Origin of the sequence: Devosia sp. FKR38, assembly GCF_005222805.1 — a bacterium.
In the GTDB taxonomy this organism is placed as follows: domain Bacteria; phylum Pseudomonadota; class Alphaproteobacteria; order Rhizobiales; family Devosiaceae; genus Devosia.
The window spans coordinates 2632982-2652391 of sequence record NZ_STGC01000005.1 but is presented as its reverse complement, the minus strand read 5'-3'; the positions used below and the strand labels follow the sequence as shown (position 1 = coordinate 2652391).

The 19410-nt window shown below is 66.0% G+C and carries 17 protein-coding genes and 2 tRNA genes; 12 read left to right on the top strand and 7 right to left on the bottom strand.

The genetic code is table 11. The features are described from left to right. Positions 1-244 precede the first annotated feature (244 nt). The gene (locus tag E8M79_RS17800) at positions 245-1216 is read left to right on the top strand and encodes an alpha/beta hydrolase (protein WP_171015921.1); all 972 of its coding nucleotides are present in this window, start codon (positions 245-247) and stop codon (positions 1214-1216) included. Between the two features lie 49 nt (positions 1217-1265). Here E8M79_RS17800 and hisN read toward each other — a convergent pair whose 3' ends face one another. Further along, on the bottom strand, positions 1266-2054 hold the full coding sequence (hisN, locus tag E8M79_RS17795) for a histidinol-phosphatase (RefSeq protein ID WP_137153173.1): 789 nt from the start codon (positions 2052-2054) through the stop codon (positions 1266-1268). Between the two features lie 81 nt (positions 2055-2135). Beyond that, positions 2136-3029, bottom strand: a complete 894-nt coding sequence (locus E8M79_RS17790; RefSeq protein ID WP_248305029.1) for an N-formylglutamate amidohydrolase — start codon at positions 3027-3029, stop codon at positions 2136-2138. Between the two features lie 254 nt (positions 3030-3283). Here E8M79_RS17790 and E8M79_RS17785 point away from each other — a divergent pair, with 254 nt between their 5' ends. From E8M79_RS17785 to E8M79_RS17775, 3 genes are all read left to right on the top strand, one after another. Then, positions 3284-3643, top strand: coding sequence for a cell cycle two-component system response regulator CpdR (locus tag E8M79_RS17785; RefSeq protein ID WP_046105558.1), 360 nt, complete (start codon positions 3284-3286; stop codon positions 3641-3643). 109 nt (positions 3644-3752) lie between these two features. Beyond that, positions 3753-3827, top strand: a tRNA-Val gene (locus tag E8M79_RS17780). 30 nt (positions 3828-3857) lie between these two features. After that, positions 3858-3932 (top strand) — tRNA-Val (locus E8M79_RS17775). Positions 3933-3943: 11 nt separating this feature from the next. On the opposite strand, the gene E8M79_RS17770 is transcribed toward E8M79_RS17775, so the two are convergent. Continuing rightward, positions 3944-4315, bottom strand: coding sequence for a helix-turn-helix domain-containing protein (locus tag E8M79_RS17770; RefSeq protein ID WP_248305085.1), 372 nt, complete (start codon positions 4313-4315; stop codon positions 3944-3946). Positions 4316-4509: 194 nt separating this feature from the next. Here E8M79_RS17770 and E8M79_RS17765 point away from each other — a divergent pair, with 194 nt between their 5' ends. Then, positions 4510-5103, top strand: a complete 594-nt coding sequence (locus tag E8M79_RS17765; protein ID WP_137153170.1) for an NAD(P)H-dependent oxidoreductase — start codon at positions 4510-4512, stop codon at positions 5101-5103. Positions 5104-5174: 71 nt separating this feature from the next. Here E8M79_RS17765 and E8M79_RS17760 read toward each other — a convergent pair whose 3' ends face one another. Both E8M79_RS17760 and E8M79_RS17755 read right to left on the bottom strand, forming a co-directional pair. Next, positions 5175-5951: a phosphodiesterase gene (locus E8M79_RS17760; RefSeq protein ID WP_248305084.1), complete on the bottom strand. Its 777-nt coding sequence runs from the start codon at positions 5949-5951 to the stop codon at positions 5175-5177. A 116-nt stretch (positions 5952-6067) separates the two neighbouring features. Further along, a complete protein-coding gene (locus E8M79_RS17755; protein ID WP_137153168.1) occupies positions 6068-6682 on the bottom strand; it encodes a pyridoxamine 5'-phosphate oxidase family protein in 615 nt (204 codons plus the stop codon). A gap of 109 nt (positions 6683-6791) precedes the next feature. Between E8M79_RS17755 and msrB the strand changes: the two genes are divergently transcribed. After that, on the top strand, positions 6792-7196 hold the full coding sequence (gene msrB, locus E8M79_RS17750; RefSeq protein ID WP_137153167.1) for a peptide-methionine (R)-S-oxide reductase MsrB: 405 nt from the start codon (positions 6792-6794) through the stop codon (positions 7194-7196). A gap of 37 nt (positions 7197-7233) precedes the next feature. Here msrB and hrpB read toward each other — a convergent pair whose 3' ends face one another. Next, positions 7234-9684, bottom strand: coding sequence for an ATP-dependent helicase HrpB (hrpB, locus tag E8M79_RS17745; RefSeq protein ID WP_137153166.1), 2451 nt, complete (start codon positions 9682-9684; stop codon positions 7234-7236). 180 nt (positions 9685-9864) lie between these two features. On the opposite strand from hrpB, the gene E8M79_RS17740 reads away from it, so the two are divergent. After that, positions 9865-10728 (top strand): aldose 1-epimerase family protein, encoded by an 864-nt coding sequence (locus tag E8M79_RS17740; RefSeq protein ID WP_137153165.1) that lies wholly within the window; start codon positions 9865-9867, stop codon positions 10726-10728. Between the two features lie 34 nt (positions 10729-10762). Here E8M79_RS17740 and E8M79_RS17735 read toward each other — a convergent pair whose 3' ends face one another. Next, a complete protein-coding gene (locus E8M79_RS17735) occupies positions 10763-12277 on the bottom strand; it encodes an ATP-binding protein (RefSeq protein ID WP_137153164.1) in 1515 nt (504 codons plus the stop codon). Positions 12278-12541: 264 nt separating this feature from the next. On the opposite strand from E8M79_RS17735, the gene E8M79_RS17730 reads away from it, so the two are divergent. From E8M79_RS17730 to E8M79_RS17710, 5 genes are all read left to right on the top strand, one after another. Further along, positions 12542-14164, top strand: a complete 1623-nt coding sequence (locus E8M79_RS17730; RefSeq protein ID WP_137153163.1) for an ABC-F family ATP-binding cassette domain-containing protein — start codon at positions 12542-12544, stop codon at positions 14162-14164. Positions 14165-14502: 338 nt separating this feature from the next. Continuing rightward, entirely contained in the window at positions 14503-15804 is a 1302-nt protein-coding gene (locus E8M79_RS17725; RefSeq protein WP_137153162.1) for a Gfo/Idh/MocA family oxidoreductase, read from the top strand. A gap of 140 nt (positions 15805-15944) precedes the next feature. Beyond that, on the top strand, positions 15945-16622 hold the full coding sequence (locus E8M79_RS17720) for a GntR family transcriptional regulator (protein ID WP_171015919.1): 678 nt from the start codon (positions 15945-15947) through the stop codon (positions 16620-16622). Between the two features lie 117 nt (positions 16623-16739). Continuing rightward, positions 16740-18467 carry an ABC transporter ATP-binding protein gene (locus tag E8M79_RS17715; protein WP_137153160.1) on the top strand — a complete coding sequence of 576 codons (1728 nt, stop codon included), beginning with the start codon at positions 16740-16742 and terminating at the stop codon, positions 18465-18467. Beyond that, positions 18433-19407: an aldo/keto reductase gene (locus E8M79_RS17710; RefSeq protein WP_137153159.1), complete on the top strand. Its 975-nt coding sequence runs from the start codon at positions 18433-18435 to the stop codon at positions 19405-19407. The genes E8M79_RS17715 and E8M79_RS17710 overlap by 35 nt, the downstream gene beginning before the upstream one ends. Positions 19408-19410 lie beyond the last annotated feature (3 nt).

Genomic DNA, 19410 nt, shown 5'->3' with positions numbered 1-19410 from the left:
TGGGCCACAACTTCGTGCGGAGGCAAAACGTGAACCGGACATGAACGGCGCGGTCCGTTCAGGTTCAGGCCGGCGGCGCTAGAACAGGGCAATGATCTCAGGACTATCCCGCGATCATTGCGACGGCCCAGTCATCCGCCCCCCGCCCGGGCCGAAGCGCGAAAACCGGCATCCCCTCGGATGCCGGTTTTCTTTTGCGCCGGTGTTTGCTCTAAGTCGGACAACGAGACGAGCGGCCCCATCCATGACATCCCCACAATCCCCCGACGCCAGCCTGGTCAATATTGCGTCCAATCCGGTGCCCGAGGGGGCGCAGGTGGGGTTCATGACCACCTCGGACAATGTGCGCCTGCGCTATGCGTTCTGGCCCAAGTCCGAAGGGGCGCATCGCGGCACGATATGCCTGGTGCAAGGGCGGAGCGAATTCATCGAGAAATATTTCGAGACCATCGCCGATTTCCGCCGGCGCGGCTTTTCCGTCGCGACCTTTGACTGGCGCGGCCAGGGCGGCTCGGAGCGGCTGATCGGCAACAAGAGCCTGGGCTATGTCGACCGCTTCGAGGACTATTGGACGGATCTGAAAAGCTTTCACGGCGAGATCCTTTTGCCCGAATGCCCGCCGCCCTTCTATCTGGTCGGTCATTCGATGGGCGGGCTGGCCTCGCTCTATGCCGCCATCAATGATCGCATGATGTTTGATCGCGTGCTGGTGTCGGCGCCCATGGTGGCGCTCGATCGCCAGCCGCTGAGCATGGCCGGCATGGCCCGCGTCGCCGAGGTGCTGAGCTTTGTCGGCCTCGGCCGTCTGCCCGTCGGCCGCCGCGCCGACAGGCCGGCGTCAGAAGCCACCTTCCCCGGCAATCCGCTGACCGGCGATCTCATCCGCTATATGCGCATGGTCGACGTCTTGCGCGCCCGGCCGGACCTCGGCATCGGCTCCCCCACCGTGCGCTGGGTCGCCGCCGCCATGGGCGCCATGGCCGAGGCGACCAGCGACAGCTTCCCCGCCCGCATCAAGGTGCCGCTGCTCATGCTGGCGGCGGCGCGCGACGAAGTGGTGTCCCCCGGCGCCATCGAACAGCTGGGCCTTCGCATGCGCATCGGCCGGCACCTGGTCATCGCCGGCGCGCGGCATGAGCTGTTCATGGAATCCGACGTGATCCGCGGCCAGGTGCTGGCGGCGTTTGATGCGTTTATTACCCAGCAGAGCCAATAGGGGGCGGCGCGCCACAGGATCCGGGCCAACCATCCCCCGCGGGAAAACCCTAGCTGGCGTTGACCAGCGCCAGGGCCTTGTCGAGGAGTTCGGGGGTGGCTGCCGCCACCACATTGCCGCCGCCGGTGGGCTCACTGCCGTCCCAGCAGGCGATGGCGCCGCCGGCTTCGCGGATGATGGGGACGAGGGCGGCGATGTCGTAGGTGTTGAGGTACGGCTCGATGACCAGATCAGCCTGGCCGGCGGCCAAAAGGGCATAGCCATAGCAATCCATGCCGAAGCGCTGCAGCCGGGTTGCTGACTCGATGGCGTGCCACTTGGCCAGCATGGCCGGGGTGTTGAACAGGCGCGGCGTGGTGGTGAAGACGCGGGCCGGGGCCAGGTCGGTCTGGCCGCTGGTGCGGATGGGCGTGGTGCTGCCGGCGCGGGCATAGCTGGCGCGGCCGGGCAGGCCGAGGAAGGTCTCGCCGATGAAGGGCTGGCTCATCAGCCCGGCGATGGCCACGCCCTGGTGGGTCAGGCCGATCAGCGTGCCCCAGACGGGGGCGCCGGAGATGAAGGCGCGGGTGCCGTCCACCGGGTCAATGATCCAGGTGTAGTCGTGCGCGCCCGAAGTGCCCCATTCCTCGCCGATGATGGCGTGGTCGGGAAAGGCTTCGGCGATGATGGCGCGAATGGCGGTCTCGGCGCCGCGGTCGGCCTCGGTGACGGGGTCAAAGCCGGCGCTGAGCTTGTTGTCGACGGCCAGGCCGGAGCGGAACAGCGGCAGGGTGCGGGTGGCGGCGGCGTCGGCGGCAGCCAGCAGGGTGGCTTCGACTTTGGCGAGATCGATGGTCATGGCAATGCGGCCCCAGATGTCGGGGTCTTCTTATCGGCCCATGTGCAGACGGGGAAGCTGGAATCGGCGCCGGCGTTGCCTCTATTCGGCGGCGCGGGTGAGGCCGGGGTGGCCGGCGGCCAGCGCCACCAGGTCTATGCCGACCAAGGCGAAGATCAGCCGGTCGAGCAGGGCCCGCATGGCCTCAAAGCCCTCGTGCTGGGTCAGGGTCACCTCGTTCATATAGAGGTGGCGGCTGATCTCGATCTGCAGGGCATGCACGCCATGCTGCGGGCGGCCATAATTGCGGGTGGCAAAGCCGCCGGCATAGGGCCGGTTGCGCGCGACATTGAGGCCCGCGCTGGTGAACACGGTCTCGACCAGATCGACCAGACCGGGGGCGCAGGTGGTGCCATAGCGGTCGCCCAGCACGATATCGGGCGCCGCCTTGTCCTGGGCGCGCTGGATGCGCGGCATGGAGTGGCAGTCGATCAACAGGGCAACGCCAAAGGCGCTCATGGCTTCGCTCAAGAGGCGCTGCAAGGCGGCGTGATAGGGATGGTAGATGCCCTCGATGCGCATGGTGGCGTCGTCCAGCGTCAGGCGCTCGCGATAGATCGGCTTGTTCTCGGCCACTACGCGGGCCAGCGTGCCCAGGCCCGCAGCGACGCGGGGCGAGGTGGTGTTGAAGCGATCCGACAGCGGCTCGACGAACATGGTGGGGTCCAGTTCCCAGGGTTCGCGATTGACGTCGAGATAGGCACGGGGGAAATGCGCCCGCAGCATGGGGGCGCCCAGATGGGGCGCACGGCCGAACAATTCATCGACCCAGGCATCCTCGGACTGGCGGATGGACAGATGGTCCAGCCGGGTCATGGCCAGGAAGCGCTCGGGATAGACGCGGCCGGAATGGGGCGAATTGAACACCACCGGCGCCATCAGGCGACGCGGGCGGATGGTTTCAAACGCGGGTTGATCCCAATAGTCGGACCGCACACTGCCTCCTCGAACCTGCGCCTGTTGCCGGCGCGGGTGATTTGCCCACAGTTTCGCCGTTTGCGCCTGCGTTGTCCAGATTGTCACAAATACAGCGGTGACAAAGCGGTTGCTGTTGCAGAACGGCAAACTTCGCTTAAACATCCCCCGCTATGGTGCGACTCGCGCCAGGAAGGCGTGGGATTGTTTCGCGCCATGCGTTTGCGGCCCGATGGTGACATCGGGCGCCGCACGTCGGGAACCGGAGAGGTTTTATGAAGCGAATTCTGCTCGCAGAAGACGACAACGACATGCGCCAGTTCCTGACGCGGGCGCTCAAGAATGCCGGCTATGAAGTGGTGTCGTTCGACAATGGCCTGAGCGCCTATGAACGCCTGCGCGAAGAGCCGTTTTCGCTGCTGCTGAGCGATATCGTGATGCCGGAAATGGACGGTATCGAGCTGGCGCGCCGCGCCACTGAGCTGGATCCCGACCTCAAGGTGATGTTCATCACCGGCTTTGCCGCCGTGGCGCTGAACCCTGACAGCGATGCGCCCAAGGATGCTTCGGTGCTCAGCAAACCCTTCCATCTCAAGGATCTGGTCAACGAGGTCGAGCGCCTTCTGGCCGCCTGAGAAAAAAGACTATCCACAATCGGCAGATTGCCCTCTTGACCCCAGAACGGGTTTTATGGTCTATCCGCGCCACTGGCAGGGCCTAGCGGTTCTGCCTTCCCGGAGAGATGGGCGTATAGCTCAGCGGGAGAGCACCTCGTTGACATCGAGGGGGTCACAAGTTCGATCCTTGTTACGCCCACCATCTCTCTAAAGACTTTCGCCATCAGGCGATGGGAGTATAGCTCAGCGGGAGAGCATTCGCTTCACACGCGAAGGGTCACAAGTTCAATCCTTGTTACTCCCACCATTTCCTTCCTTTCAGCGCGAAGCGAAGTGCCGTAGTGGCGCCATCTGGCTCCGCTCTTCGGCGCGGGCCGCTGCATAGCGTTCGCGGGCCCGGGCCACCTGGGTGCGGTTGCGCATGGTCCAGTCGTGGATGGCGGACAAGGGTTCCTGCAGCTCGCGCCCCATGGCCGTCAGCTCATAGTCGACCCTTGGCGGGATGATCGGGGTCACCGTGCGATGCACGATGCCGTCCTCCTCCAGCTCGCGCAGGGTCTGGGTCAGCATCTTCTGCGAGATGCCCTCCAGCTGGCGCCGCAGCTGTGAAAACCGCATGGGGCCCTGCATCAGCGCCAAGATGACATAGAGCGACCAACGGCCGCTGATCCGGCCCAGCACTTCAATCATGGGCACGGCAATGCCCGTGCATTCCTCATAGGTCCGAGGGGGTTTCGCTGTGGTGCCTATCGTTTCCATCTGGTGCCTCCGGGCAGGAAAAAGTGCCGTCTTGTCGGTCGTTTGGATGGTCACCAATATAGTGTCAGTTACGTTCAGTGACTAGATTTCCAATCGTCCCTTACGCAGTAAAAGAGACTGACACTATGACCAAGCCCCGAATCGGCATCATCATTTCCACCACGCGCGAAGGTCGCCTTGGCGAACGGGTGGCGCGCTGGGTGGCCGAACTGGCCGCTGACCGACAGGACATCGAGACCGAGATCGTTGACCTCAGGGACTTCCCGCTGCCGTTTTTCGAAGCCGCTGCCTCGCCCGCCTATGTGCCGATCGAAACCCCGGAGGCGCGCAAATGGGCCGGCAAGATCGCCGAACTGGACGGCTATATCTTCGTCACGGCCGAGTACAATCACGCCATCTCCGGCGTGCTCAAGAACGCGGTGGATTTTCTCTATGCCGAGCCCAACCGGAAGCCGGCGGCCTTTGTCGGCTATGGCGCGGTGGGCGGGGCAAGGGCGGTTGAGCAGCTGCGCATGATCGCGATCGAGCTCGATATCGTGCCGCTCAAAAAGGCGGTTCACATCAATATGGAACCCATGCTCGGCCTGCTGCGCGAGGGCAAGGATTTTGCCGACTATCCCTATCTGGCGCCGACGGTGGTGACCATGCTCGAGGAGCTGTCGTGGTATGCCCATACGCTCAGGGCCGGGCGGCAGGCAGGCGCGCGCGACGCGGCCTGACTGGGCCTGGCAAGCCCGGCCTGAAGGTCGGGCTTGCTGATTCGGGCGGCTTTGGCGGCCGGAGCCCGGCTTTAGTCCATGGTGATGTCGGAATTGCCGTCGATGAAATCGTCGAACAGCACCGTGGTGCGGTCGGGCGTGCCGACGACGATGGCCATCTGGCCGGGGCCCGTGATGCGGCGCATCGGGGCGTCGGGGCGGTCGACGGAGAAATCGACCGAATAATGCCCGCCCGCCAGGGTGGTGAAGGGCAGGGCATGCCAGGTGGCGGTCGAGGTCAGGTGCACATGGCCGGCAATGATCTGGCGGATATCGGGATGGGTCTTGAGCGCGGCGATGAAGGCGTCGGGCTCGAGCATGCGGATGGTGTCGGAATGGATGTGCAGCGCATTGGCATTGTGGTGCAGCACGACGATGACCGGGCGATCCATGGCTTCGGCCAGGCGGGCGGTGAGCCAGGCGATCTGGGCCTCCTCGAGCACGCCGTCGACGCGGCCGGGCTCGGAGGAATCGAGCATGATGATGCGATAGCCCTTGATGTCGATGACCTTGTCGATCTTGCCGGTTTCGGCGGCGAAATCATCGCCGAAGATGGACAGGAACGTCGGGCGGTCGTCGTGATTGCCCAGGGTGATATGGGCCGGGATGGGCAGGCGGGCGATGATGGTCTTGAGACGCTCATAGGCTGCCGCTTCGCCATGATCGGCCAGGTCGCCGGCCAGAATGGCAAAATCGGCATCGGCATGGCGGGCCAGCACGGCATCAACCGCCTGTTCGAGCCGGGCAGAGGTATCGAGCGTCATGGACAGGCTGCCCTCGGGCACCAGGTGCAGATCGCTCATAATCACGAATTTCAACGTCATGTTCGCCTCGCAGGATGATGCGGGCGTGGTAGTGCGGCGCCATGACCGGGCCATGAAGGGTGGGTGACGGGTGTGCGACAGTCAGCCCGTCGCCTGGGGGCTCACCACATGGTCTGGCGGGCACGCTCGGGCCAGGCCTGGTCATAGGCGGCGCCGCCGACGGTGTTGTCGCTCATGCCGGCCAGCATGGCGCCGGGGGTGGGCAGGGTGGCCGGGTCGATGTGGCGGGCCGGGTTCCACAGTTCGGAGCGCACAATGGCGCGGGCGCATTGGAAATAGAGCTCGTCGATGGTCATGACGATCACCGAGCGCGGCGGCTTGCCATCGACTGCAAAGCTCTCAAGCAGGTCCGGATCGATGCTGAGCCGGGCGCGGCCATTGGCGCGGAAGGTGGTGCCCGAGCCGGGTAGCAGGAAGAGGAAGGCGCAGCGCGGATCGCGCACGATATTGCGCAGCGAATCAATGCGATTGTTGCCGCGGCGATCGGGCATCATCAGGGTGGTGTCATCATGCACGCGGACAAAGCCGGGCTGGTCGCCGCGCGGCGAGCAGTCGATGCCTTCGGGGCCGACGGTGGCGAGGGCCGCAAAGGGGCTGGCCTCGATGAGCCGGCGATAATGCTGCGTCATGGCATGGGCCACCTTGACGGTGGAAGCCGCGACGGGCGCGGGTGTATAGAGCGCTTCGAGCTCGGCAATAGTGGTGACATAGCTCATGGCGGGCTCCTGCTGCGCAAAGGGGCGAATGGAGCCTGCGCCCCTAGGTGAGGGCTGTAACTCATCCTATATTGCCAACGAATGACAAGGCGACAAAAGGAGTAAAGCCATGGATGCCCATGCTTACAAGGTGACCCGCACCGACGCGGAATGGCGGGCCAGATTGACGCCGGAACAATATCAGGTGATGCGCCAGCATGGCACGGAACGGCCGGGCAGCTGCGCGCTGCTGCACGAGAAGCGCCAGGGTACTTTTTCCTGTGCCGGCTGCGATACGCCGCTGTTCGGCTCGACGCTGAAGTTTGAGAGCGGCACCGGTTGGCCGAGCTTTAACGACCCGTTGCCGGGGTCGGTGGAGACCACCACCGACCGCAGCTATGGCATGGTGCGCACGGAAGTGCACTGTGCCACCTGCGGCAGCCATCTGGGCCATGTGTTCCCCGACGGCCCGCCGCCCACCGGCCTGCGCTATTGCATCAATGGCGTGGCGCTGAACTTTACGCCGGCTGAATAAAGCAGGGGCCCCGGAGCGATCCGGGGCCTTTGTTGCTCTAGGTGCCGCGCGGCTTGGCGCGGGCGGTGGGATGCGCCTTGGCGGGCTCGTCGGGCCAGGGGTGGCGCGGATAGCGGCCCTTGAGCTCCTTGGCGACATCGGCCCAGGACCCGGCCCAGAAGCCGGGCAGATCGCGCGTGGTCTGGATCGGGCGATGGGCGGGCGAGAGCAGCACCAGCACCAGGCGGATGCGGCCATTGGCAATGGTGGGGTGGCGGGTGAGCCCGAACAGTTCCTGCACGCGGATCTCGATGGCCGGACCGCCTTCCGCTGCATAGTCGATGGGCACGCCATTGCCGGTGGGGGCCACGAAGTGGCTGGGCAGCAGGGCCTCGATCTCCTGCCGCCTGGCATAGGGCAGCAGCAGGTCGAGCGCGTTGCGCAGATGCTCGGCTGAAATCTCGGACAGTTTGGAGAGACCAAACAGGGCCGGGGTGAGCCAGTCGCTGATGCTCGCCGCCAGAGCCTCCTGCCCGAGGTCGGGCCAGTCGGCCCCCAGCGTGCCGCGCAGGAAGCCGGCGCGGGCGCGCCAGGCCAGCTGGTCGCGGCTCCAGGGCAAGAGATCGAGGCCGCGGCGGGCGGCGGCTTCGGCCAGCAGTTGGGCAGCGGCTTCGGGATCATCGATCGGCGCGGGTTCATCGGCGAGGCGCAGGGCGTCGAGCTGGCGGGTGCGACGGGCCCTGACGCTGCCCGAGGCGGCATCAAAGCTCAGCGTGGTGCCGGCGGTGATGCGATGGGCAAAGAGCGTTTCGAGGTCGTCGCGATCGAGCGCCACGGCGCCCCGGATACGGCCGGCGGCGGCCGTGCCGGTGATGTCGGTCACCACGAGGAAGGGCTGGCTGGCCAGGGCGTCGGTGACCTCGAGAGCGGCCTGGCGGCCATTGGCAAGGCGGAAGCGGCCGCGCGGGCCGGCGGCCTGTGCAATGCGGTCGGGAAAGGCGCGGGCAAGGTGATGGCCGGGGGCGAAATTGCCGCCCTTGCCACCACCGACCAGGCTGGCCCAGCGCCGGGCCATGGCGCGGGCGGCGTCGGCTTTGGGACCGGTGGCGCGGCGGAAGCGGTCGAGCCGGTGGCCGAGATCGGTGTCGTCACCACCCAGACCCCGTTCGCCGATCAGCACGGCCAGTTCGGCGGCGGTGAGCGCATCGTCCTCTGCTGCGGCAGCGACCACCATATGGGCGAGACGCGGATGGAGCGGCAGGCGGGCCAACGCCTTGCCGGCGGGGGTGAGGCGCGCCTGATCGTCGAGCGCGTCGAGACGCTGCAACAGGGCTAAGGCTTCGGCCCAAGCGGGAGCCGGCGGGGCATCGAGAAAGCCCAGGGCCGCCGGATCGCTGACGCCCCAATTGGCCAGATCGAGCACGAGACCGGCGAGGTCTGCGGCGAGAATTTCGGGCGTGTCGAAAGGGGCGAGGGCGGCGGTCTGACCCTCGTTCCAGAGGCGAATGCAGACGCCGGGACTGGTGCGGCCGGCGCGGCCGCGGCGCTGGTCAGCCCCGGCGCGGGAGACGCGGCGGGTTTCGAGCGTGGTCAGCCCCGTGCCGGGATCATAGGCCGGCACGCGGCGGAAGCCGGAGTCGACGACGATGCGCACGCCGTCGATGGTCAGCGAGGTTTCGGCGATGGAGGTGGCCAGCACGATCTTGCGGCGGCCCGGTTCGGCGGGGCGAATGGCGCGATCCTGCTCGGCGGGGGTCAATTGGCCAAAGAGCGGGGTAATATCGGTATCGGCGGGGACGCGGCCGGCCAGACGTTCGGCAACGCGGGTGATCTCGCCCTGGCCGGGCAGGAAGACCAGGGCCGAGCCCTCATGCGCCCGCAGCGCCGCGAGTACGGCGTCGGTGACCTGATCCTCAATACGCTTGAGCGGATCGGGCTCGGCATGCAGCGTCTCGACGGGAAAAGCGCGCCCTAGGCTTTCGATCACCGGGCAATCGCCGAGCAGGCGCGCCACACGGGCGCCATCGATCGTGGCCGACATGACCAGCACGCGCAGGTCCGGTCGCAGGGCAGCGGCATCGAGCGTCAGCGCGAGGCCCAGATCGCCATCGAGGCTCCGCTCATGGAATTCGTCGAACAGCACGGCGGCAATGCCGGTCAGCTCGGGATCGTCGAGCAGCATGCGGGTGAAGACGCCCTCGGTGACGATCTCGATGCGGGTGCGGGCCGTGACCTTGGTGTCCATGCGCACGCGGTAGCCCACGGTCTGGCCGACCTCCTCGCCGAGCAGGCGCGCCATCTGGGCGGCGGCGGCGCGGGCGGCGAGGCGCCGTGGCTCCAGCATGATGATGCGGCTGTCGCCGCGCCAGGGCGCCTCAAGCAGGGCGAGCGGCACCCGCGTGGTCTTGCCGGCGCCGGGCGGCGCCACCAGCACGGCATAGGGGCCGGCGGCCAGGGCGGCCTGCAGGCCGGGCAAGGCATCGTCAATGGGAAGCGGGGGCAAGGACATGATGGGTGTTTGGCCCATCCAGGGCAGGTGGGCAAGAGCGGGTCTGGCCAGCGAATGCGGGCTGTGACGAAAACGCCGGGTGACCGGTCGGGCGAATTGCGTATGATGCAGGGGTCTTCGGCTCGTTTGCTGCGGCCCTATTGGGCGCGCGCCGGGCTGGGGCTGTTGGTGGGGGGCCGCATGAACACAGTGACTATCGCCAATGAGCATCTGAGCGTTGCGGTGTCGCCGCTGGGCGCGGAAATGCAGTCGATCACCACGGTGGACGGCCAGGCCTGGCTGTGGGATGGCGACGCAGCGTTCTGGGGTGGGCGCTCGCCGGTGCTGTTCCCCATTGTGGGCAAGGCGCCGGGCGACCATATCGCTGTGCATGGCCAGCGTTTTCCCATGGGGCAGCATGGCTTTGCGCGGCGCAGCACGTTTGAGCTGGAGAGCCAGGGCCGCGATTTTTGCCGGCACGTGCTGAAGTCGAGCCTGGCCAGCCACTCGGTCTATCCGTTCGACTTCACGCTGACCATCGAGCATCGCCTGGTGGGGCGGGCGGTTGCCGTGACCGCCGAGGTGCACAATGCCAGCCACGCGCTGATGCCGTTCGGCATCGGCTTTCATCCGGCCTTTGTCTGGCCGCTGCCAGGCTGCGAAGGCCAGGTGCATCGGGTGACGCTGGACAATGGCGGCGCGCCGGCGCTGGTGCGGCTGAGCGGCGGGCTGGTGCAGCCCGACAAGCTGGCCTCGCCCTTTGTGCGCGGTCATCTCGTGCTCGATCACAGCCTGTTTGCGGCCGATGCCATGCTGTTTCCCGAGGGGGCGGGCGCCGGGCTCCGCTATGGCGCGGGCGAGAAGGCGATCCACTTTACCTGGGAGAACCTGCCCAACCTGGCGTTGTGGTCCAAGCCGGGGGCGCCGTTTGTGTGCCTCGAACCCTGGCGCGGCACGGCGGCCGAGGTGGATGGTTCTGACGAGCTGGCGGAACGGCCCTATGTGGAGCTGCTAGGGCCGGGCGCCACGGGGCGCTATGGCTTCAAGGCGGAGTTGATCGGCTAGGCGCGGCGCCGCAAGGCTTGCGCCGACGGCAGTGCTATTCCGCCGCGCCGCGGTGGTCTTCCACGGCATCGGGGCCATTGGGGTCACCGGCGGCGGTTTCGACGCCCAGATCGGGGAAGGCGACGACGCGGTTGTTGCGGAAATCGAGCCGCACGACCAGCAGGCCCCGTTCCTCGAACCAGGTCAGCAGCCGCCGGGCGCGGCTGGCCGAATGGGTGCCATAAAGGCGCGCCAGGGTGGCGTCGGACGGGCAGGGCGCGCCGCTGAGCGCGGCCTGGGCCAGAACCAGAAACACGCCCTGCACATCGTCGGTGAGCGTTTCGGACAGCGCCAGGGCCTGTTGCCAGCCATCGGACTGCACAGTCGCGGCGTCAGGCGCGACGCGGGCGACGGCCAGCTTGCGCTTGAAGGCCGGCAGGGCCGGCGGCTCGCCGGGCACGCGGCGAATGCGGCAGCGGACGAGGAAATCCTGATAGAGCACCGCGACCGTGCGGAAGCTGGCGTCGGGATCGCCCAGGAGCTCGGCCATGATGGCGTCGATCTGGGCGTCGCGCTCGGCCTCGTCGATCTCGGGGAACAGCGATTGCGGCGCGGCTTCCACCTCGGGCGGCCGGGCGCGCGACAATTGTGCCAGCAGATCATTGGTCGAGGGCGGCGGGGGCGGTGGCGGACGGCGCACCACGGGGCGCGTGGCCTCTTCGGGTGATGCGGTAAAGATCAGGTCTGCCGCATCGGCCGGGGCCTCGGGCAGCGGGGTCAGCTTGGGGCTGGTGGAGCGCGCCGAAGTCACCACTTCGCCAATGGTCACCGGCAGCGGGCGGCGCGAAATGGCCGGGCCGAGGGCAACGAAATGGCCACGGGCCAGATCGCGGAACTGTTCAGCCTGGCGCTTTTCCATGCCCAGGAGGTCAGCGGCGCGGGCCATGTCGATGTCGAGGAAGGTGCGGCCCATCAGGAAATTGCTGGCTTCGGCAGCGACATTCTTGGCCAGCTTGGCGAGGCGCTGGGTGGCGATGACGCCGGCGAGGCCGCGCTTGCGGCCGCGGCACATCAAATTAGTCATGGCGCCGAGCGAGAGCTTGCGCGCTTCGTCACTGACTTCGCCAGCCACGGAGGGGGCAAAGAGCTGGGCTTCGTCGACGACGACGAGCACGGGATACCAATAGTCGCGGTCGGCATCGAACATGCCGCCGAGAAAGGCCGCGGCGGCGCGCATCTGCTGCTCGACGTCGAGCCCCTCAAGATTGAGCACAACCGAGACGCGGTGTTGCCGGACGCGGGCGGCGATGCGGGTCAGCTCGGCCTCGGTGCGGGTGGCGTCGATGACCTGGTGGCCATAGCGCTCGGACAGCGTGGTGAAATCGCCCTCAGGATCGATGATGCACTGCTGCACCCAGGGCGCGGACTGTTCGAGCAGGCGGCGCAGCAGATGGGATTTGCCGGAGCCGGAATTGCCCTGCACCAGCAGGCGCGTGGCCAGCAATTCTTCGAGGTCGAGCGTGGCGGGCGTCGTGCCGCTGCTCGTTCCCATGTCGATTGCTACCTTCATCGGGTCTCCGGATTGGCGGCCGGCGCGATGCCGGTGCTGCGCCTAAGGTCACTATCTCAACTCTTGGCCCCAGGCTGGTTAGCACACCCCGGCGCCGATTCGGGCAAGGGCCGGCCGATCAAATCACAGCTTTGCCCGGCGCCTGGTGCAAGGGGGCAATGTCGGGGCACCTGCCGGGTTGCGCCGAAGCGCCGGCAGTGCTTAACGACAGGCCTCAACCGCCCGCTTTGGCGCGCGACCCGCGAGCGCAGGAACAGACCAGTCATGATTCGCCTTGAAAGCATCGGCAAGCAGAACGGCAAGCAGATCGTCTTCATCGACGCCTCGGCCACGCTGCAAAAGGGCGAAAAGATCGGGCTGGTCGGCCCCAATGGCGCGGGCAAGACCACGCTGTTCCGTATGATCACCGGCGAAGAACAGCCCGACGAGGGCCAGGTGTCGGTCGATCGCGGCGTCACCATCGGCTATTTCAGCCAGGAAGTGGGCGAGATGGCTGGCCGCAGTGTCGTCACCGAGGTGATGGACGGGGCGGGGCCGGTCAGTGCGCTGATCACCGAAATGCGGGCGCTGGAAGCGGACATGGGCGACCCCGACAAGGGCGACCAGATGGACGCCATTATCGAGCGCTATGGCGAGGTGCAGCACCAGTTCGAGGAGCTGGACGGCTATTCGCTCGATGGCCGGGCGCGCGAAGTGCTCGACGGTCTGGGCTTCTCGCAGGAAATGATGGATGGCGACGTTGGCGCGCTGTCGGGCGGCTGGAAGATGCGCGTGGCGCTGGCGCGCATCCTGCTGATGCGCCCCGATGCGCTACTGCTCGACGAGCCGAGCAACCATCTGGACATCGAAAGCCTGATCTGGCTCGAGGCGTTCCTGCAGAATTATTCGGGCGCGCTGTTCATGACCAGCCATGATCGCGAGTTCATGAACCGCATCTGCACCAAGATCATCGAGATCGATGCGGGCTCGCTCACCAGCTATTCGGGCAATTACGAATTCTACCAGCAGCAGCGGGCCATTGCCGAAAAGAACCAGCAGGCTCAATTTGAGCGCCAACAAGCTATGTTGGCGAAGGAGTTGGATTTCATCGCCCGCTTCAAGGCGCGGGCCAGCCATGCCGCGCAGGTGCAGAGCCGGGTGAAAAAGCTCGACAAGATCGACCGCGTCGAGCCGCCCAAGCGGCGGGTGGTGGTGGATTTCGAATTCCGCCCCGCGCCGCGCTCGGGCGAGGATGTGGCCCAGCTCAAGGGCGTCAGCAAGAGCTATGGCAGCCGCAGCATCTATGACGGGCTCGACTTCCAGGTGCGCCGCAAGGAGCGCTGGTGCATCATGGGCGTCAATGGTGCCGGCAAGTCGACGCTGCTCAAGCTGATCACCGGCACCACCGAGCCCGATCAGGGCACAGTGACGCGCGGGCCCAGCGTCAAGATGGCCTATTTCGCCCAGCATGCCATGGATGTGCTGGAGGGCGATCTGACCGTGTTCCAGCAGCTCGAAAGCAGTTTTCCGCAGGCCGGGCAGGCGCCGCTGCGCGCGCTGGCGGGGGCCTTCGGCTTTTCGGGCGACGACATCGAAAAGAAGTGCCGGGTGCTGTCGGGTGGCGAGAAGGCGCGGCTGGTGATGGCCATGATGCTGTTTGATCCGCCGAATTTCCTGGTGCTGGACGAGCCGACCAACCATCTCGACATCGCCACCAAGGAAATGCTGATCACCGCGCTCAGCCAGTATGAGGGCACAATGCTGTTCGTCAGCCACGACCGGCATTTCCTGGCGGCGCTCAGCAATCGCGTGCTGGAGCTGACGCCCGAGGGCGTGCACACCTATGGCGGCGGCTATACCGAATATGTGCTGAGCACCGGCCAGGAAGCGCCGGGGCTGCGGAGCTAGGGCTGGGCTCGGCGTTTCCGGGTGGATTGACCAGGGCGCGAAAACCTCAGTCGACACCTCCCCACCCGGGTCGCGCCTTGGCGCGCCCGAGTGCAGGCTCTTGTGGGAGGGCTCAAAGGTGGGGGCGGATTGGCCAAGATATCGTGGCTCCCGTCACCCCCTCCCACCCTCCCCCATCAAGGGGGAGGTGCTGGCCGGTGGTTGGGGCGGGCCCGGATACCTCTCCATGCAAATCGCCGAGGGGCGCGATTTGCCCCTACCGGGCTGCGCGGAAATCTTGTATGGTAGATGTAACCGGCCGGTTCGGCCTTCTTCCAGCAGCAAGAATCCTTCAGCAGATGACCAAGAAATTCGCCATTGTCGGCACCGGCGGACGCCACCAGATGTTCCGCGATGCCGTGGCCATTACCCATGCCGAAAGCGCCGAACTGGTGGGCCTGTGCGACGTCAACCAGAGCCGGCTGGCGCTGTCGGCGCACAAGGTGCCCGACACCACGGGCAATGGCATTGCCACCTATCTGGCCGAGGACTTCGACCGGATGCTGAGCGAGCAGGACCCCGACACGGTGATCGTGACGGTGCCGGACTATCTGCACGACGAATATATCGTGCGGGCGCTCAAGGCGGGGCGCAATGTGATGACCGAAAAGCCGATGACCATCGATGTGGCGCGGCTCAAGCGCATCCTCGATGCGCAGCGCGAGAGCGGCAAGACGGTCACGGTGACCTTCAACTATCGCTATTCGCCGGCCCGCACCCAGCTCAAGGACCTTCTGATGAGCGGGGTGATCGGGGAGATCACGGCGGTGGATTTCCGCTGGTATCTCGACCGGGTGCATGGCGCCGACTATTTCCGCCGCTGGCACCGCTACAAGGACAAGTCTGGCGGGCTGCTGGTGCACAAGTCCACCCATCATTTCGACCTGCTCAACTGGTGGGTCGCCTCGACGCCCAAGAGCGTGACGGCCATTGGCAAACGCGATTTCTATACGCCAGAGATGGCGATCAAGCTGGGGCTCGAAGGCCATGGCGAGCGCTGCCACACCTGCCCGGTGGCGGACAAATGCGCCTTCAAGATGGACCTCGAGGCCGATGAGGCGCTTAAGGAACTCTATCTCGATGCCGAGGAGGATGACGGCTACTGGCGCGACAAATGCGTGTTCGCCGATGACATCACCATCGAGGACACCATGCAGGTGCAGGCGCAATATGCCTCGGGCACCTCGCTCAATTATACGCTGGTGGCCTATTCCCCCTGGGAAGGGCTGGAGGTGAAGTTCCACGGCACCAAGGGCGAGCTGACGCACAAGCATATCGAAGTGCATGGCGTGTTCGCCGGCGGGCATCGCGAGCGCGACGAGACCGAGGCCATGTTCACCGAGCTGCATCTGGCCGGCGGACTGCCGCAGAAGCTCGATGTGTGGACCGGCAAGGGCAGCCATGGCGGGGCGGACCCGATCATGCTGGGCTATCTGTTTGATCCAGCCAACATGGCAACGGACAAATATGGCCGCGCCTCCGACCAGGTGGCGGGCGCCTGGTCGATCCTGACCGGCATTGCTGCCAACCAGTCGATTGCCAAGAATGGCGAGCGGATTTTTGTCGATGCCATGCTCAGGGAGGCGGGGATCGATCTCTAGGGGCGGGCCATTGCGCTGGCTGGCATGGGGGTGGCGATTCTGACGGGCACGCGACCAATGGCCTAGAATCCTGTGGATGGGTCGCATTCGGGGGCGCGTCGGGCGGCGTTTCCGGCCCATGTTGCGATGGGGAAACAATGATGGCGACCAAGGCAGTGCTGGAGATCGGCGAAGAGACCATGGCGATGCGCGTCGTGGGCGCATTGCGCGACGAGATCGTCAGCATGGCGCTCAAGCCCGGCGACGTGATCTCGGAGAGCGATATCGCCGGCCGCTATGGCGTGTCGCGCCAGCCGGTGCGCGAGGCCTTCATCCGCCTGGCGCAGCAGGGCCTGCTGCTGATCCGGCCCAAGCGGGCCACGGTGGTCAAGAAGATCTCGCCCGATGGGGTGCGGCAGAGCCGGTTCATCCGCGAATCCATCGAAGTGGAGATCGTGCGGCGGCTGGCGGCCAATCCGGGCGATGCAGCAACGGTATTGGCTGAGCTGATTGCCGAGCAGGAAATCGCCTCGGGCGCTGGCGACAGCCGGCGCTTTCATACGCTCGATGAACTGTTCCACCGCACGCTGGCCCGGCTGGCGGGGGTGGAATATGCCTGGCAATTGATCGATGATCACAAGATGCAGCTCGACCGCGTGCGCTACCTGACGCTGGGCGCCTCGTCCTCGCGCGTGGCGATTGGCGAGCACAAGGTGTTGGCTTCTGCCGTGGCGGCCGGCGATGTGGCGGCGGCGGAAGCCGCGATGCGGGCGCATCTGGCGCGTGCCGAAGTGCTGCTCAGCCAGACCATTGCCGATCATCCGGACTATTTCGAGTAGCCAGGCCAAGGCGATCTCGCTTGGCTGCAGCGGCCAAACGTGACGGCCGGGCCGGCGTCATCGGGTTGACCGGTCGGACAGAAGTGAGCAGTGTCAGGGTTTTGCCGAGGCCCGCGCATGACCGAGCCCGATCCCAAGCCTGACTGGTCGCTGATCTGGCCACCGCTGCGCGCCATCTATGCGCGGTTTCTCGCCGAAGAGCGCTGGATGCTGGCGGGGGTGGCGCTGGTGGTGCTGCTCAGCGCCGCATTGGCCGTCACCACGCCCTATGTGTTCTCACGCCTGATCGACCAGTTGGCGGCCGGCGACCTCGCCAGCGCGGTGATCATAGGCTTTCTGGGCTATGGCTTGCTGCGGGGCCTGCTGACCGTGACGGGCTATTCGATCAATTATCTCTCGGTGATTGCAGCGGAGAACCTCAACTTCATCGCGGCCACGCAGTTCTTTGCGGTGCTGCTGCGCAAGCCGGGTAGTTTCTTCATCGATCACAATCCGGTGGCGATCCAGACGGCGCGCGGGCAGGGGCAGAATGCGGTCTATGCGCTGCTGCAGCTGGCGATCATCGTCTTCATCCCCGGCATCACGCAGATATTGCTGGCGCTGGGGCTGGTGGGCGCGGTGATCAATCCGGAACTCATGGCGATCGTCGTGATCTATGGCAGCTTCTTTATCGGGCTGACCTATCTCGCCAATCGCTGGACGCGGCCGTTTCTGGACAAGGCCATCGAGGCGCAGCAGGAGAATGCGCGCTTCATGGGCAATGCGGTCAATGCCATGGAAACGCTGCGCTATTTCAACGGCGACCGCTGGATCAGCGGCAAGTTCACCGCGGTGGCCAATCTGTCGCGTGGCTCCTGGGTGAGCTGGGCGCGGCGGCGGATCCTGCTCGCCGGGATCTTCGGCGGCGCGCTGGCGGCGCAGCTGGCGGTGACCTTTTGGCTGCTGCTGCCACGCTTTGACGCCGGTGAGCTCAGCGTGGGCGATATCGTGCTGATCAACATGATCCTGGTGCAGCTCAACCAGCCGTTCGAGATGATCGGCACCTCGGTGGACGAGATCATGCGCGCGGCGACGCGCTTCATGCCCTTTGCCCGCATGTGGATGGCGCCCGACGATGTGGCACATGATGCAACCGAAGTCATCAGTGTGCAGCGCGGCGAATTGCGTTTCGAGCAGGTGGGGTTTCGCTATGGAGCCCGGCAGACGGTTGAGGACGTGAGCTTTGTGGCAGGGCCAGGGCGGCTCAGCTTCATCACCGGGCCGACGGGGGCGGGCAAGAGCACGCTATTCAAGCTGGCGCTCAAATCGTTGGAGCCGACGGCCGGGCGCATCCTGGTGGATGGCGTTGATCTCAAGGGGATCGACCGGGCGAGCTGGTATGAGGCGGTGGGCGTGGTGCCGCAGGATGTGATGCTGCTCAACGACAGCCTGGGCACCAATATCGTGCTGGGGCGGCCGTTTGACGCCGAACGCTTGCGCCGGGCGGCGGCCAAGGCCTCGATCCTCGAGTTCATCGAGGGCCTGCCTGACGGCTTCGGGACCACGGTGGGCGAACGCGGTCTCAAGCTCTCGGGTGGGGAAAGGCAGCGCGTTTCCATCGCCCGGGCCCTTTACGCGGACCCCAAGGTGCTGTTTCTGGACGAGGCCAGTTCGGCACTGGACGAGACGACAGAAGCGGCCATCATGGGCGAGCTGCGCCGGCTGATGGATGGCATGACCATTCTGGCCATCACCCACCGCAAAAGCGTGATCGGGCCGGATGACCAGATCATCACCCTGCGCTATGACGAACAGAGGACGGAGACACGGCATGAAAACGCGGCGATTGGGCAAGACGGGCTATAGCGTCAGCGAAATCGGGCTGGGCTGCTGGCAGCTGGGCGGCGATTTCGGGCCGGTGGGCGACGAGACGGCAGGGGCGATCCTGGACGCCGCCAATGCGGCCGGCGTCAGCTTCTGGGATACGGCCGACGTCTATGGTGGCGGGCTGAGCGAAAGCCGCATCGGCAGCCATGCCAAGGGGCCGGGCGTGCATGTGGCCACCAAGCTGGGGCGCGGCGGCGGGCTGTTTCCCAATAATTTCAGCAAGGCCGGGCTGCGCGCCAGCCTTGAGGGCTCGGCCAAGCGGCTGGGCGTCGCGACGCTCGACCTGGCGCAGCTGCATTGCGTGCCCACGGCAGTGTTGCGCGATGGCGCGGTGTTCGGCTGGATGGATGAGCTCAAGGCCGAGGGGCTGGTGCGGCACTGGGGCGCCAGCGTCGAGACCATTGAGGAAGGGCTCATCTGCCTCGAACAGCCCGGCTGCGCGACGCTGCAGATCATCTTCAACCTGCTGCGCCAGGATGCGGCCACCGAACTGTTGCCCAAGGCGGCGGAGCGCGATGTGGGCATTATCGTGCGGCTGCCGCTGGCCAGCGGCTTGCTCAGCGGCAAGTTCGACAAGGACACGCGCTTTGCCGCCACCGACCACCGCAATTACAATGCCGACGGCCAGGCATTCTCAGTGGGCGAGACCTTTTCGGGCCTGCCGTTCGCCCGCGGCATCGAGCTGGTGGCCGAGCTCAAGGGGCTGGCGCCACAAGCGCTGCCGATGAGCCAGTTCGCGCTGCGCTGGATCCTGGACCATCCGCAGGTGAGCACAGTCATCGCCGGGGTCAGCAAGCCCGAGCAGCTGGCCGACAATGTCGCGGCGAGCGAACAGAAGAGCCTCTTCCCGGCACTGATGGGGCAGCTGGGCGAATGGTATGAGAAGAGCGTCAAGCCGGAAATCCGCGGCGGGGTGTGAGGG

Excerpts from the sequence above, each read along its gene's own strand:
- E8M79_RS17800 (WP_171015921.1), top strand. The coding sequence starts at position 245 with ATGACATCCCCACAATCCCCCGACGCCAGCCTGGTCAATATTGCGTCC.
- hisN (WP_137153173.1), bottom strand. The coding sequence starts at position 2,054 with ATGACCATCGATCTCGCCAAAGTCGAAGCCACCCTGCTGGCTGCCGCC.
- E8M79_RS17785 (WP_046105558.1), top strand. The coding sequence starts at position 3,284 with ATGAAGCGAATTCTGCTCGCAGAAGACGACAACGACATGCGCCAGTTC.
- E8M79_RS17770 (WP_248305085.1), bottom strand. The coding sequence starts at position 4,315 with ATGATTGAAGTGCTGGGCCGGATCAGCGGCCGTTGGTCGCTCTATGTC.
- E8M79_RS17765 (WP_137153170.1), top strand. The coding sequence starts at position 4,510 with ATGACCAAGCCCCGAATCGGCATCATCATTTCCACCACGCGCGAAGGT.
- E8M79_RS17755 (WP_137153168.1), bottom strand. The coding sequence starts at position 6,682 with ATGAGCTATGTCACCACTATTGCCGAGCTCGAAGCGCTCTATACACCC.
- msrB (WP_137153167.1), top strand. The coding sequence starts at position 6,792 with ATGGATGCCCATGCTTACAAGGTGACCCGCACCGACGCGGAATGGCGG.
- hrpB (WP_137153166.1), bottom strand. The coding sequence starts at position 9,684 with ATGTCCTTGCCCCCGCTTCCCATTGACGATGCCTTGCCCGGCCTGCAG.
- E8M79_RS17740 (WP_137153165.1), top strand. The coding sequence starts at position 9,865 with ATGAACACAGTGACTATCGCCAATGAGCATCTGAGCGTTGCGGTGTCG.
- E8M79_RS17735 (WP_137153164.1), bottom strand. The coding sequence starts at position 12,277 with ATGAAGGTAGCAATCGACATGGGAACGAGCAGCGGCACGACGCCCGCC.
- E8M79_RS17730 (WP_137153163.1), top strand. The coding sequence starts at position 12,542 with ATGATTCGCCTTGAAAGCATCGGCAAGCAGAACGGCAAGCAGATCGTC.
- E8M79_RS17725 (WP_137153162.1), top strand. The coding sequence starts at position 14,503 with ATGACCAAGAAATTCGCCATTGTCGGCACCGGCGGACGCCACCAGATG.
- E8M79_RS17720 (WP_171015919.1), top strand. The coding sequence starts at position 15,945 with ATGGCGACCAAGGCAGTGCTGGAGATCGGCGAAGAGACCATGGCGATG.
- E8M79_RS17715 (WP_137153160.1), top strand. The coding sequence starts at position 16,740 with ATGACCGAGCCCGATCCCAAGCCTGACTGGTCGCTGATCTGGCCACCG.
- E8M79_RS17710 (WP_137153159.1), top strand. The coding sequence starts at position 18,433 with ATGAAAACGCGGCGATTGGGCAAGACGGGCTATAGCGTCAGCGAAATC.